The sequence below is a fragment of the Dyadobacter psychrophilus genome, assembly GCF_900167945.1.
Taxonomy (GTDB): domain Bacteria; phylum Bacteroidota; class Bacteroidia; order Cytophagales; family Spirosomataceae; genus Dyadobacter; species Dyadobacter psychrophilus.
This window is the reverse complement of record NZ_FUZA01000002.1, coordinates 781,602-795,308: the sequence shown is the minus strand read 5'-3', so window position 1 is coordinate 795,308 and position 13,707 is coordinate 781,602. Positions and strand designations below refer to the sequence as shown.

Genomic DNA, 13,707 nt, shown 5'->3' with positions numbered 1-13,707 from the left:
ACTAACCAGGAAAACGAAAGATGCTATGAAGAAACTAATCGTACTAAAACAAACAAAGTGAGTACAGATTTCTACCAGTTATCGATTTTACCATTTGCAGGAATTATAATCAAAATCTGTCGGGCATATACCAATTCGCAGGAAGATTTTGAGGACTATTACCAGGAAGTCTGTCTGCAAATCTGGCGAAGCAGGGATAATTTCTGCCAGCAATGCGAATGGTCAACATGGGTTTACCGCATTTCAATAAACGTATGCCTGACGCTGCTCAAACGAAAGAAAAAAGATGGAAAAACGTATTTTACCTCCGACGCCCTGCCCGATGTAATGTTGATCGAAAACAATGCTTTCGAAGATGAATCTCTCAATTTATTATATGCTGCAATCAGGCATTTATCCGAAGTCGACAGGGCATTGATCCTCCTTTATCTGGATGAAAAATCTTATCAGGAAATTGCCGATGTTCTGAATACAAATGCGAATAATATAGGTGTCCGGGTTAACAGAATTAAAGAACGTTTAAAAAAAATACTTCATGGATAAATCAATTGAGGCAATTTGGAAAGAAGGTTTTCTGAATGAAAAAAGCCTGGTCGCTCCAAAAATTAACGATTTGTATAACCAAAAATCGATTCATCTCGTAGACAGGATGTTGAGAATGTTCAGGATTAACTTAATTGTCATTCTAATTACGGCGATTGTTTTTCCTGTCATCTATTATTTTTTAGATGCACTTTGGCAGGGACTTACTGCATCTGTACTGCTTCTCCTTACCGCATGGTATAACAAAAGACAAATTGACCGGATTAAAACACTAGACCAAGGATCAACGAGCCTGGATTATCTCAGGTCGCTGGATCAATGGCTTAGAGATATCCTCTCGAAAAGTGAAAAAATCGCACGTTTCTCCTATCCGCTTTATCTTCTGATCGCCATCAGTACGATATGGTCTGTCTGGGACAAACAAGGGCTGACCTTGAAAATACATCAGAAATTCCCGAACCTGACAGTTATTGGCAACATTCCATTATTTCTATTAATTGTGGCAGGGATTATCGTTTTGTTGATGTTCATTTTTTCAGCTAAAATTTACAAATGGGAGGTGCGGCTGATGTATGGACGCGTTTTTGGCAAATTGAAAGAAACGATTGCGGAAATGGAAAAATTGAAACAATAAACATTAAAACACCATGGCAGAATATCACACAAAATCAAACGACTCCCTTTCCTTTGATGTGACAAACAACGGCACATTAATCGGACAACTTTTATATAAAAGTTGGTTCAAATTTGACGCAGTGTTAAAGACTGTAAATGACAAAACATATCAGATTGAGCCAAAAGGTTTCTGGGGAACAACCATTGAACTCAAAGACTGCGGAAAATTATTGTTAAAATTCGAAATGAATTGGAACGGAGACATTGTGATACAGACCTCATTCAGCGATTTTGAAAAGGAATATCTCTTTACGCATCGTGGCATTTTCAGAGAATCGTATGTACTTACCGATCCCGAAGGAACTGAGCTTCTATTCATGAAGCCTCATTTGAAATGGCGGCTAATGAATTATGAATATCAGATCACTACCTCCGAAATCTTTGAGACCTTCCCGTACAAAGAACTGCTGCTGCTGAATTCAGTACACTGCGCCAACTATTACATGTCCATGATTGCAAATGTTACCGGAGCGTGATCTGTTATTAAGCGTTTCGGATAATCAAGGCTGTAATGCATTTTCGTGAGATCTTACTTTGGAAAGTTTGGGTCGGCTTTCACTTTCCTGATCTGTCTTAAATGCCTGTCCACATGCCCCCATTGATAAATGTAAACCTGATGCATATTTCTTGGGTTCGGCGTTGCGGTCAACTCAAAGTGCGCCCGCATATCTGCCTCCGTCTTTTTTAGGAATGCAGTATTCTGCTCGCGGCGGCTCAGAAAAAATTGGAGATTGTCTTTCCCTTTGATAAACCCTGTCGGAGCCGCAAAATCCGGTGCTACGTGGGGGTTTGTTTCCATAATAAAATCCGAATAATAGCTGTCCGGCCTGGAAGTTTTGTTCAGTTCGGGCTGAGGCTTACTGCGCGACCCCATACTGATTTCCCTGGCCCAGATGATTTCCCACAATGCAAGATGTTCCACAACTTCGCCAATCGACCACCGATCCGGCGACTCACGAAATGACCATTGCGCGGGTGTAAGATTTTCTGTTTCTGTTACCAATTCATCCCGGGTGCGATTAAATTGCTCGATCGTAAACTGACGGTCGGCCTCCGTCCACAGTTTTTCCTGAGCAAAAGACGAAGATGCAACACAAATGAATAAAAGCAAGCCAAAATAGTTTAAATGCTTCATTTTCTGTTAGTTTAGAGGTTCACCCAAAACTAATGGAAAATCAAAAAACCGTAAGAACACATTGCGTTAACGGCAAGTTTCTTTAGCGAACGGAGTTCGCTGCATTATGCTATCATTACTTTTACCTAACGGTTAGGATTTTGTGGCGTCAATTGAGAACTTAAATTATCCTTTGTTAGGTAAGGTCAAATTCATGTATCATTCAACCAGCCATTCGATATGCCATTTACGCTGATTAAAGGTAAGTTTCACGTCCGAAACTACTCCCCAGATGGTGACTCCATAAGATTTGAGCCCGACAATGCTGCTTTTGTTCAAGCACTTCCCGGCGGCAGGCCAAAATTTAATGCACGAAATCACGTACAATTGCGCCTCGAAGCGATTGATACTTTGGAAACACATTACACGCCACCTAGCGGAGGAGGTGTGTATCACCAGCCGTTAACCCTTGCTAACAAAGCAATGGATGTGCTCCTGGATTTTGTGGGGATTACAGATGTTGTTTGGGATGTGTCACATAAGACTGTCGTATCAGCAAATGATGGGTCGCCGGGCTATATTGTGACCAGGGCAATTGAAAAATATGGCCGGCCTATTGCTTTTGCTTTTGCAGGTGATATCGACAAAGAAGATGGCGCCAGCATTTTTCTAACCCCAAAAAAATTACGCGAGAGTTATAACTATCATGCATTGTTACAAGGGCTTGCCTACCCGACTTACTATGAAGGTTTGTTTTTCGACCTTCGCCAAACGCTTGACGGCGCTGTTGCAGAAGCCCGTGAACAGGCAAAGGAGTTGCACGCGGTAGACGGGACAAACAATGGATTTGACGCCAATTCACTGGTCGCCATCACCCAGGATATTTGCATTATGCCAAAATTATTTCGCAGGCTTTGTGAATATATGGTCAACTACGGAACGGCGATCGGTTTCAAAGAGAAGCTCGCGCAGTCAAAGGAACCTGTACTGGACCTTGTTAATAACAATTTTACACATTTCGACACCTTCATAGAGCAAGATCTGGACAGCGCCGTGATTCGTCTTACACGCCTCCCGGAACAACTGATCTTCGATCCAATGCCTGCGCGTACGGTCAACACATTTTCTGTCCTCATGAATTCAGAGATCGACGGTGCATTATCTGAAACCACAATTGATCGTCTGGTCCTGGGAAACCTGATGCAAGGCCTGGTTTAGAAAAAAGGCGGCCCTCCTTCCCGGGCCGCCTTACAATCTGCATTAGCGTCATCAGACTGTCTTTAATCCGTCAAAGAAATCAAGGACAAATTGAAGGCTGTTTTCGGAACACATCGCTCCCACCAGCTGTAATGCTTCTTCTGTTGCCACTGCGGTTCGCTTGCGCATCTTTTCTTCGAACGCTGTAATAGCTTGATGTATAGAACTGAAATTGTCCATACAAAGCACTTCATATAGTTCCAGCGCATCGAGCATTGCCTGATTTACGCCGTCTCCGGATGGCGGGGTTTGATGCGCGGCATCGCCGATCATCGTTAAATTTGGAATGCTCTGCCAGGATTGGTCTACGGGGAAATAGTATTGCGGACGCCCGACAAAATAGGATTCAGTGGATGAGAATATCTCGTGCCAGTCTTCACTCCAGTCGGAAAAGCGCTGTTTGAACCAGGCGTAAACCTGCTCCTGATTCGCAAAATCAATGCCTGATGTTCTCATCCAATCATCCGCTTCCTCCGTGATCGTGTAAAATGAAAGTGAACCTTCGCCTTTTGCACTCAGGACAATTGTCTTGCCATTCCAATGCGCAAAAATTTTGCCTCCGTTGATTAGCTCCCACAAGTGAGGTGCGTTCACCGCAGCATTATAAACATTTCCCTCAACAATGGTCACACCGGAATATATGCGCTCAATCCCAGTTATATACTTTCTGATTTTAGAATTCGCCCCGTCTGATCCTATGACTAGGTCCGCGTACGCCTTCGTTCCATTTTCGTAGACCATATCCCAGCCTTCACCATTTCTTATCAGTGCTGTAAATTTGGAATTCCATACAACTGTGTCCTCATTCAGGGATTCAATAAGAAGATCGCGGAGCGGACCGCGGTCTATTTCCGGTCGCGCATATCTGTTATTCAAATCTTGAATGGGATCATTATCGCGTTCCGTATAATGTACCAATGCATTGTTGTCCACAATGGTAACGCGTTCTGCACCAGGCCTGTAATTTTTCTCAAATTCTTCCATCAGCCCAGCTTCGCCTAATGCTTTCAGTCCCGACTCGAAGTGCAGGTCAAGCGTGGCACCTTGCTGACGCACAAATGGGTCAGAATCCCGTTCGTATACTTTGACTTGAACTCCTTGTTGCTGCAAAAGCCGGGCGAGCGTCAGGCCGCCGGGACCGCCACCGACGATGGCTACTTGTTTATCTTTTAGTAACATATCTCTGATTATTTATTCGTTTTAAATCATTACAAAATTCTGCATACTTTTGAGAATGAAATAGCCGAAAAACATTTTAAAATAGTCGTAAATGAAAATATCGATCACGGACAAAGGATCCGGTATTACAAAGGAGTTTGCCAAAGCAATCGGTGCGAATGTCGTTGGGCGATTTATTTATATTCCCGAAAGCAAGGGCGCAGGTTACCTCACCGGCTTTTGGTGGAGCAGCGATTTGCGCATGATGATCCGCAATTATCATCTCAAAGACGACGTATACATCGAGCGGACAAACGAGCTGGCCGAAGGGCAGGAAGACATTATTTTTCTGATAACCGGAATTCTCCCCTCCCTGGTTAATTCAGAAGAGCATTTGATGGCCGAACAACCGAATATTATGATCTGCCGGCATGCAGTTTCCACGGTCATGGCTATGCCATCCAATACACTTTTTGGAAGCGTAACGATCGCCGTGTCCAAGAAATATCTGCACCAGATGTTCGGTGAAATCGATAACCCAGTGGTATCGAGCGTGTTGGAGGCGAAGGATAACTTTGTGTTTGAGACGCCCGTTTCACCCGAAATTATTAAGACTGCCAGTGATCTTGTGCTGCAATCATTTCCCGAAATCCTTGAAAGCCGATACTTCAAACTGAAATGCGAAGAGTTGCTGTGCCACATCTTTATGATATTGTTAGATCGCGAAACTGTGCCTAGCAGCACTATGCATATCCAAGACATTAAAGCTATTTATGCAGTTAAGGCACGTTTGCAGTCCAATTTTGAAGAACCGCCGCATATCGCGGCACTGGCCCGGGAAGCGGGAATGAGTGAGCCCAAATTGCGCAAGCTATTCAAGCAAACATTCGGGAAGGGGGTTTTCGAGCATTACCAGTCTGGAAGAATGCAGAAAGCCGCTTACCTGTTAAAGGAAAAGCGGCTGACTGTCTCCGAAGTAGGTTATCAGCTGGGATTCACAAACCTCAGCCATTTTTCAAGGATCTTTGAACAACATCTTGGGTTTAAACCCAAAAAGTATTCAGCAATGTGAGCTGGTCTCAACGCCACCCCAAACCGGGTGCAACGTGGTTTAAAATGGAAGACAACACGTGTACGTTGTAGTCAACCCCTAATGTATTCGGGATCGTCAAAAGGATTGTATCTGCTTCCTGAACCGCTTCATCCTGCCCCAATTCTTTTATAAGCTGATCCGGTTCCGCAGCATAGCTTCTGCCGAAAATCGCGCGTTTGTCCTGTTCAATCATTCCGATTTTATCACGCCGACCGGCTTCCTGACCAAAATACTGACGATCCTGATCGGTCACCAATGCGAAGATAGACCGGCTCACCGAAACCCGGGGTTCGCGCTGATGTCCTGCTTTTTTCCACGCTTCTTTGTATAACCTGATCTGCTCGGCCTGCTGTACATGAAAAGGCTTGCCGCTTTCATCGTATTTTAAGGTAGAACTTTGCAGATACATTCCGTTTTCCGCTGCCCAGACAGCAGTTGCATTAGAAGCGGCTCCCCACCAAATGCGTTCCCGCAGCCCTTCCGAGTAAGGTTCCAAACGCAGTAATCCGGGCGGGTTCGGAAACATCGGGTATGGATTTGGCTGTGCAAACCCGACACCTTCTAGTCTTTCCAGAAATTCCAACGCCTTGCGACGTCCCATATCCGCGTCGGTTTCTCCCTCAGCCGGTTCGTATCCAAAATAGCGCCAACCGTCAATGACCTGTTCCGGCGAACCTCTGCTGATTCCCAGTTGCAATCGTCCTTCCGAAATCAAGTCCGCAGCCCCGGCATCCTCCACCATATACAGTGGATTTTCATAACGCATGTCGATGACACCGGTCCCGATCTCTATCTTGCTTGTTTTAGCTCCGACTGCGGAAAGCAACGGAAAAGGCGATGCCAGCTGCGATGCAAAATGATGCACGCGAAAATATGCGCCGTCTAAACCGATTTCTTCGGCTGCAACAGCCAGGTCAATGGATTGGAGCAATGTATCGCTCGCTGTCCGGGCATTGTAAGCCGGATGGTTGGACCAATGCCCGAACGATAAAAATCCTATTTTCTTCATGAAGCTTTTTTCAAAGTCAATTTCAAATTAGAAAGGTTATTTGGCTTTAAAAGTTCCCTGCAATGCATCAGAAGGAAATACTCAGTATGGTATTAATGATGTGCTATGCTGCGGCCAGTTCAAAGTAAAAAGTGCTACCCATCCCAATTTCGCTGGTGACTCCGATGCTGCCGCCCTGCGCTTCGATGAACTCCTTACTGATCGCAAGCCCGAGCCCCGTACCAGTCTTTGAACTGCCGGGCACCTGGAAATAGCGGTCAAATATTTTGCCACGGTAACGGCTGTCAATGCCTTTTCCTTCGTCCCGGACTAAGAACTTAACGCCTTGCCCGGTGCCCGTAAGCTGAATGTGGATTTTGCTTTCCTGTTGTGAGTAGCGGACTGCATTCGTTAAAAAATTGATTAGTACCCAGGCTGTTTTTTCCATGTCCGCCTTTACATCGGCGAGCTCATCGTCAGCTTGTACGACGAGGTCGATCTGCTTCTGGTCAACGGATGTTTTTACGGCATCCAATGCATATTTCAGGATCGCATATGGGCTGCTTTGCTGGATATTCAACTGGATGTTGCCCGTCTCTACCTGCGACATGTTCAGCAGCTCACCCGTGATTTTTAACAGGCGGTCGCTGTCCTCCTTAATGCTCAACATCAATTGTTTTTGGTCCTCGTTCAACGTTCCCGTATGCTGGCTTTCCAAGAGCTGCAAGCTCATTTTGATGGAAGCAATCGGTGTTTTCAGCTCATGTGAGACCGTGGCAATGAAATTCGTTTTAGCAAAATCCAGTTCTTTAAAAGGCGTAATGTTTTTCAGAAGAATTACCTGGCCAATGAATTTTTTAACACGCTCACCAGTCGGCACAATGGTGATATCGACCATTTCCTTTTCAAAATAACTTTCTTTGTCATCCGCATAAATTTTCAGCGAAGAGCCACTTTTATGGCCGTTGCTTTGATTCTCCCCGCCTTTTTCATGAATTAATGCCCGCATCAGATCGTTTTCAGCAGCCAGCTCGACCGCCGATTTTCCGAGCAGGTCGCTGATGGCAATTCCGGTGATCTTTACGGCCTGATCATTGGCAAACAGTATTTTTTGATTTTCATCCAGGCCGATCACCGGCTCATGCATGTTATTAATAAGCGCTTCAATGCGCTTTTTTTCAACCAAAATCTGCGACAGGTTACTATTGTCATACTCTTCAAGCTTCTCTGCCATGGTATTAAATGAGCTGGCCAACTCACCAAACTCGTCTTTACCTGCAAAGTGCAACCGTTCCGCATAATTCTTTGCTGCGATGGCCCTGATGCTTTCGGTCAGTTCGCGGATCGGGTTGCCAATGTTGCCCGGAAGATTGATCAGCAAGGTCAATGCGATCAGAAAACAGATAGTCCCTGTCAGCGCAATCCAGATAAATGCAGCCTGCACTGTCGTCAACGCCTTATCACTTTTAGCGCGGATCGCTTCCATATTGACCCGCGTGAGTTCGGCCAGATCGTTCCGGATCAAAACCGGCAGCTCCTGGTTATATGTGTCTTTTTTCAGTGCATTATAATGGTTCACAATTTCACCGGTTACCTGTTCTTCTCCAGGCTCGGTCACATTGGCTTGCTGACTTGTCAGGTTTTGTTCAAATTCATTCCATGCTTTCGGGTCGGTATGAATCTGATCGATGGCCAGAAACATGCTTCTGGTGTAATCCAATGTTTTATAGTTGTCCTGCAAAATATTCTCGGTGTCCTCTTTCAGGACGTAGATATATCGCGCCGCGATCAGCGACAATGCCAGGATCATCAAAAACAGGACGCCAAGTCCGAGCCGCAGTTTGGTTTTTATTTTCATTATAAAAAGTCATGGCTTGATTATGTTATGACAAGATAACCAGGTCAATGTCTGAGGATGATAGTTTTTTTAACAGATTATTGAAAAGATTGGTGGCCAAAATAACCCTTAGCAGGTTAATATGAGGCTTTCCAAGACATATCGTCGTAATTTCCCGCTGCTCAGCGACCTGAATAATGGCTTCTGACACATTGGTATTCTGAACCCGTATGATCTCCGCGCCCATTTCGGTGGCAAGTTTAAAATTATTAATCAAATGCCGCTGCTTGTCCAGCGCTATTTTGTCCTGGCTCTCGTTGGGTGTCTGAACGTACAGCACAAACCATTTGCTATTGTAATAGCTCGCCAGCCGGGCGGTTTTCCGGATCACATGCCGGGCAGTGCTCTCATTGCTGCTAATACAGGCCAGGAATTTTTCTCTCCGCGATGCGGCCAGTTTAGGAACTTCCAACTCGACTTTACGCTCCACCTGGCTGGCCACTTCTTTCAATGCAAGTTCTCTGAGCTGCAAAATATGGTCAGGCTTGAAAAAATGATTGAGCGCAGTCTGGATCTTTTCGGGTTTGTAGATTTTGCCTTCTTTCAGGCGGGTAATGAGTTCGTCGGCGGTCAGGTCAATGTTCACCACTTCATCGGCCGCTCCTAGCACGCTGTCCGGGATCCGTTCCCGCACTTCCACGCCGGTAATCCCCTTGATTTCTTCATTGAGCGATTCGATATGCTGAATGTTCACCGCGCTGATCACATTAATGCCCGCTTCCAGGATTTCGAGCACATCCTGCCAGCGCTTATCATTTTTACTGCCCTCAATGTTGGTATGCGCCAGTTCATCGACGACCACGACTTCGGGTCGCAAACTGATGACCGCCTGCACGTCCAGCTCATCCAGTTCTTTGCCTTTATAAAAAAGCTTGCGACGCGGAATAACGGGCAAGCCGTTGAGCAGGTCATGCGTTTCTTTCCGGTTATGGGTTTCAATGTACCCGATCTTGACATCAATGCCGTTGCGCAGCAGTGCATGCGCTTCCTGCAACATCCGGAATGTTTTGCCTACGCCGGCGCTCATGCCGATGTAGATCTTGAACTTTCCACGCCTGGATTTTTTGATCAGGTCTAAAAACTGCTGCGCGCTGGGATTGGTGTCAGACATTGGTTTCGGATTGATTAAAATGCGACAGAAAGTGAAGTGGTCAGAAAGAAATTATCCGTTTTAGAAATTGCATCGCCGCCCGGCTGATTTCTTTTTAGAAAAATCCGGTCTTTACTACTCAGGTTTCTGGCTTCCACGCGCCAGAGCACACCCGGGAAAACAGTATAATCAATGTTGGCCGAAACGCCGAAGGTCCTGAAACCATTTTCTGTCCCGGTTGCAATGATAACGCCGTTTTTATCCTGAAAATACTCACCCCTCGCTGCAATGCTTAATCTTGGCAATGGGGAATAGCGGGCGATCAGCACGGGCACAAACCAGTGGTTATGTTCGCTGCTACGCTTTACTTTTTGTTCAGTTCCATAGTCGAACCCGGCAGTAACACCAAATTTTTCAGCTAATTGAAAAACTCCGTAAAAGTTGTGGTGGAATCGCATCAGCCTTGCACTGTCGGGCTTGTCAGATCCCGTGAATGTGCTGTAATTCAATGTTACATTGGAAACTGGCTTATATGTAACCTGCGTTCCAAAAGCTGGCGTTGTGTTACCATCAACCCTTTGGATCCGCTGCCAGCCATTCAGATACATGGCGGATATGTATAGCTTTTCATCTTTTGTAGTAAATCCAATTTTCAGCCCCGACTCGAAATACGGCGTATTCTCAGCAACCAAACTTCTTGTTAATGCCCAATTATCCTTACCGATCGCGCTTTCAAAACCAATGTGGGACGGCATGATCCCCGCGTCGATCCAGAGGTTAGCGTTTTTTGAGATCTTCAAACCTATATTGGCCTCGAAAACATTTTTCAGCACGCCCGGTTCGGCAGCATAATTGGCATTTACATATGTTCCGGCGCCCAGTGCGAGGTTAGCACGCACGCGGTCGGTGGTGTAATTTGCCTTGATAAATCCCAGGTTCAGGTTCACTTCCCCGGCACGGTTGAAATTATAGAGAAAACCCGGCACCGTATTAGTAAGTGGCCTGTTGAAATCGTAATTGTAATAGGCTTCGGCATAGCCGCTTATGGTCAAAGGATTTTTTGTTCCGGTTGAATCCTGGGCCACAGCAGGTTTTAGAATCACTAATCCTAATGCAGCTAATAATAAACTTTTCATTGAAATAAGCACTAAAAATGAATGTAGCGGCGCATTTGAAAATCCTGGCGCCCGCGTCGCTGCTTGTGGGACCGGGGAATATTTACAATTTTTCCAAAGCCAGGTTCAGGCTTAGTACATTGACTTTTTCAGGGCCAAACATGCCCAAAAGCGGCTTTTCAATGTGTGAGCCAACGAGTTCAGTGATTTTTTCTTCGGATAATTTCCTGGCGGCCGCAACCCTTTTCACTTGCACCAATGCCGCTTTGGGCGAAATGTCCGGATCAAGACCACTTCCACTGGCCGTTACCAGCTCGACAGGAATGTCCTTTTTGTCGATGCCGGGGTTATGCATCAAAAAGGTGTCGATCCTTGCCTGCACTATTGCCAGATATTCAGGGTTGGAAGGCCCTTTGTTGCTGCCCCCACTTCCGGCAGCATTGTAGTCCACGGCTGATGGACGGCTGTTGAAGAACCGGTCTTCGGTAAATGCCTGACCAATGTTTGCATAATATTTTTTACCATTGGCGGTTACCACTTCACCGTGCCCGTTGTTGGGTGCCAGCTGGGCAATTGCCCATATCACAGCCGGATAAACCACGCAGAAAAACAGCAGCGTGACAATGGTTAGTTTGATTGCGGGAAATATGTTCGTTTTCATGTTTTTAAGCGTTTTTAGCTTCGTTATTTTTGATTTTATATCCAAATACTCACTAGCAGATCAATGGCTTTGATGCCTGCAAAAGGAATTAAAATACCTCCCAGACCATAGATCAGCAAGTTTCTTCGTAGCAGCGCGCTGGCGCCGATGGGCTTGTAGGCAACGCCTTTCAAAGCGAGCGGGATCAGGAACGGAATGATGACCGCGTTGAAGATCACTGCCGACAGGATTGCGCTTTCAGGGCTGTTGAGCCGCATAATGTTTAAACTTTGCAGCGCCGGGATACTGGCAATGAACAAGGCGGGAATGATAGCAAAATATTTCGCTACGTCATTGGCAATAGAGAAGGTGGTCAATGTGCCGCGCGTCATCAGAAGCTGCTTTCCGATCTCCACGATCTCGATCAGTTTTGTCGGGTCATTGTCGAGATCGACCATGTTACCCGCTTCCTTGGCGGCTTGCGTGCCGCTGTTCATCGCAACACCCACATCGGCCTGCGCAAGTGCTGGCGCATCGTTGGTACCGTCACCCATCATAGCCACCAGTTTGCCTGCCTCCTGCTCTTTTTTAATGTAATTCATCTTATCCTCGGGCCGGGCTTCGGCGATAAAATCGTCCACACCGGCCTTTTCGGCGATAAATTTGGCGGTTAGCGGGTTATCGCCGGTTACCATTACGGTTTTGACACCCATCTTGCGCAAGCGTTCAAAACGCTCGCTAATGCCCGGTTTTATAATGTCCTGCAACTCCACCACGCCCAGTACGCGCTCGTTTTCGCAGACCACCAGTGGGGTCCCGCCGTTGCTGGAAATTATTTTAACCTGTTCTTCGGTTTCCGCGGGGAATCCGTTTCCGGCTTGTGTTACGAGGTTCCTGATGGAGTCAAACGCTCCCTTGCGAATGCGCGTGTCTTCAAAATCAACTCCGGAACTACGGGTTTCGGCAGTAAATTTGATGAATTTAGGATGTGCAATCTGGTAAGTGGATGGCGTAGCATTGGCCAGTTCCAGGATTGATTTTCCTTCCGGGGTTTCGTCGGCGATGGAGCTGAGGACGGCTGCTCTCACAAAATGGTTGTCGGCAATGCCTTTTGCTACATGAAAATGCGTGGCCTTTCTGTTACCAATCGTGATTGTACCCGTTTTATCCAAAAGCAGCACATCAATATCACCCGCCGTTTCCACTGCCTTACCCGATTTGGTGATCACATTGGCGCGCAGCGCGCGATCCATACCCGCAATGCCGATCGCAGAAAGCAGCCCGCCGATGGTTGTCGGGATCAGGCACACAAAGAGTGAAATGAATGCGGCAATAGTGATAGGCGTATCCGCGAAATCCGCGAAGGGTTTCAATGTTACGCATACGATTACAAACACCAGTGTAAAGCCGGCCAGCAGGATTGTTAAAGCAATTTCATTCGGCGTTTTCTGACGGCTCGCGCCTTCCACCAAAGCAATCATTTTATCCAAAAAGCTTTCGCCCGGCGCGGTGGTGACCATCACCTTGATTTTGTCGGACAGAACCTTGGTTCCTCCGGTCACGCTGCTTTTGTCACCGCCCGCTTCACGTATTACGGGCGCAGATTCACCGGTAATGGCACTTTCATCAATGGTGGCCAGTCCTTCGATAATCTCGCCGTCTGTCGGGATGTTGTCGCCGGCTTCACAGATGAAAATATCGCCCTTCTTCATTTGGGCAGACATTACATTTTGGGTTGCCACAGAGAAACCCTGCTTGTTTTCAACGACCAATTTGGCTGGTGTTTCTTCCCGCGTTTTCCGTAAACTGTCGGCCTGCGCTTTTCCCCTTGCTTCGGCAATGGCTTCGGCGAAATTGGCAAACAGTAATGTGAGCAAAAGGATCAGGAAAATCACAAAATTATAACCGAAACTGCCCTGTGTCGTATTGCCGGACAATATCCACAAACAAACCACAAACATGACGAATGTGCCTATTTCTACGGTGAACATGACTGGGTTACGGAACAGGATTTTAGGGTTCAATTTAATAAAAGACTGCTTTAAAGCCTTGTTTACCAAATCCTTCTGGAACAAGGATGCATTTTGATTTTTCATTTTTTCAGAGCTATTGGCTATCAGCTTTTTTGTGCTGCCAG

13 protein-coding genes are annotated in these 13,707 nt (G+C 46.2%); 5 read left to right on the top strand and 8 right to left on the bottom strand.

Annotated elements, in window-relative coordinates; genetic code table 11:
• The first annotated feature begins 57 nt into the window (after positions 1–57).
• From B5X68_RS10375 to B5X68_RS10365, 3 genes are read left to right on the top strand one after another with little or no spacing between them, the layout of a single operon-like run.
• A complete protein-coding gene (locus B5X68_RS10375; RefSeq protein ID WP_082215305.1) occupies positions 58–543 on the top strand; it encodes an RNA polymerase sigma factor in 486 nt (161 codons plus the stop codon).
• A complete protein-coding gene (locus B5X68_RS10370) occupies positions 536–1,177 on the top strand; it encodes a hypothetical protein (RefSeq protein WP_082214611.1) in 642 nt (213 codons plus the stop codon). Before B5X68_RS10375 ends, B5X68_RS10370 begins: the two co-directional genes overlap by 8 nt.
• Positions 1,178–1,190: 13 nt before the next feature.
• Positions 1,191–1,694 carry a hypothetical protein gene (locus tag B5X68_RS10365; protein ID WP_082214610.1) on the top strand — a complete coding sequence of 168 codons (504 nt, stop codon included), beginning with the start codon at positions 1,191–1,193 and terminating at the stop codon, positions 1,692–1,694.
• A gap of 53 nt (positions 1,695–1,747) precedes the next feature.
• On the opposite strand, the gene B5X68_RS10360 is transcribed toward B5X68_RS10365, so the two are convergent.
• Positions 1,748–2,353 carry a DinB family protein gene (locus tag B5X68_RS10360; protein WP_082214609.1) on the bottom strand — a complete coding sequence of 202 codons (606 nt, stop codon included), beginning with the start codon at positions 2,351–2,353 and terminating at the stop codon, positions 1,748–1,750.
• Positions 2,354–2,572: 219 nt separating this feature from the next.
• Here B5X68_RS10360 and B5X68_RS10355 point away from each other — a divergent pair, with 219 nt between their 5' ends.
• The gene (locus B5X68_RS10355; protein ID WP_082214608.1) at positions 2,573–3,550 is read left to right on the top strand and encodes a hypothetical protein; all 978 of its coding nucleotides are present in this window, start codon (positions 2,573–2,575) and stop codon (positions 3,548–3,550) included.
• Positions 3,551–3,601: 51 nt separating this feature from the next.
• Here B5X68_RS10355 and B5X68_RS10350 read toward each other — a convergent pair whose 3' ends face one another.
• The gene (locus tag B5X68_RS10350) at positions 3,602–4,768 is read right to left on the bottom strand and encodes an FAD-dependent oxidoreductase (RefSeq protein ID WP_082214607.1); all 1,167 of its coding nucleotides are present in this window, start codon (positions 4,766–4,768) and stop codon (positions 3,602–3,604) included.
• Positions 4,769–4,859: 91 nt separating this feature from the next.
• Here B5X68_RS10350 and B5X68_RS10345 point away from each other — a divergent pair, with 91 nt between their 5' ends.
• Positions 4,860–5,819: a helix-turn-helix transcriptional regulator gene (locus B5X68_RS10345; protein WP_082214606.1), complete on the top strand. Its 960-nt coding sequence runs from the start codon at positions 4,860–4,862 to the stop codon at positions 5,817–5,819.
• 7 nt (positions 5,820–5,826) lie between these two features.
• On the opposite strand, the gene B5X68_RS10340 is transcribed toward B5X68_RS10345, so the two are convergent.
• The 6 genes from B5X68_RS10340 to kdpB all read right to left on the bottom strand — a co-directional run bounded on the left by B5X68_RS10340 (position 5,827) and on the right by kdpB (position 13,666).
• Entirely contained in the window at positions 5,827–6,849 is a 1,023-nt protein-coding gene (locus B5X68_RS10340; RefSeq protein WP_082214605.1) for an LLM class flavin-dependent oxidoreductase, read from the bottom strand.
• A gap of 103 nt (positions 6,850–6,952) precedes the next feature.
• The gene (locus B5X68_RS10335) at positions 6,953–8,686 is read right to left on the bottom strand and encodes a HAMP domain-containing sensor histidine kinase (RefSeq protein WP_082214604.1); all 1,734 of its coding nucleotides are present in this window, start codon (positions 8,684–8,686) and stop codon (positions 6,953–6,955) included.
• A 25-nt stretch (positions 8,687–8,711) separates the two neighbouring features.
• Complete coding sequence (locus B5X68_RS10330) at positions 8,712–9,836, bottom strand: universal stress protein (protein WP_082214603.1); 1,125 nt, start codon at positions 9,834–9,836, stop codon at positions 8,712–8,714.
• A gap of 14 nt (positions 9,837–9,850) precedes the next feature.
• Positions 9,851–10,951, bottom strand: coding sequence for a porin (locus tag B5X68_RS10325; protein ID WP_082214602.1), 1,101 nt, complete (start codon positions 10,949–10,951; stop codon positions 9,851–9,853).
• 82 nt (positions 10,952–11,033) lie between these two features.
• Positions 11,034–11,591, bottom strand: a complete 558-nt coding sequence (locus B5X68_RS10320) for a K(+)-transporting ATPase subunit C (protein ID WP_082215304.1) — start codon at positions 11,589–11,591, stop codon at positions 11,034–11,036.
• A 35-nt stretch (positions 11,592–11,626) separates the two neighbouring features.
• Positions 11,627–13,666: a potassium-transporting ATPase subunit KdpB gene (kdpB, locus tag B5X68_RS10315; protein ID WP_082214601.1), complete on the bottom strand. Its 2,040-nt coding sequence runs from the start codon at positions 13,664–13,666 to the stop codon at positions 11,627–11,629.
• Positions 13,667–13,707: the final 41 nt, after the last annotated feature.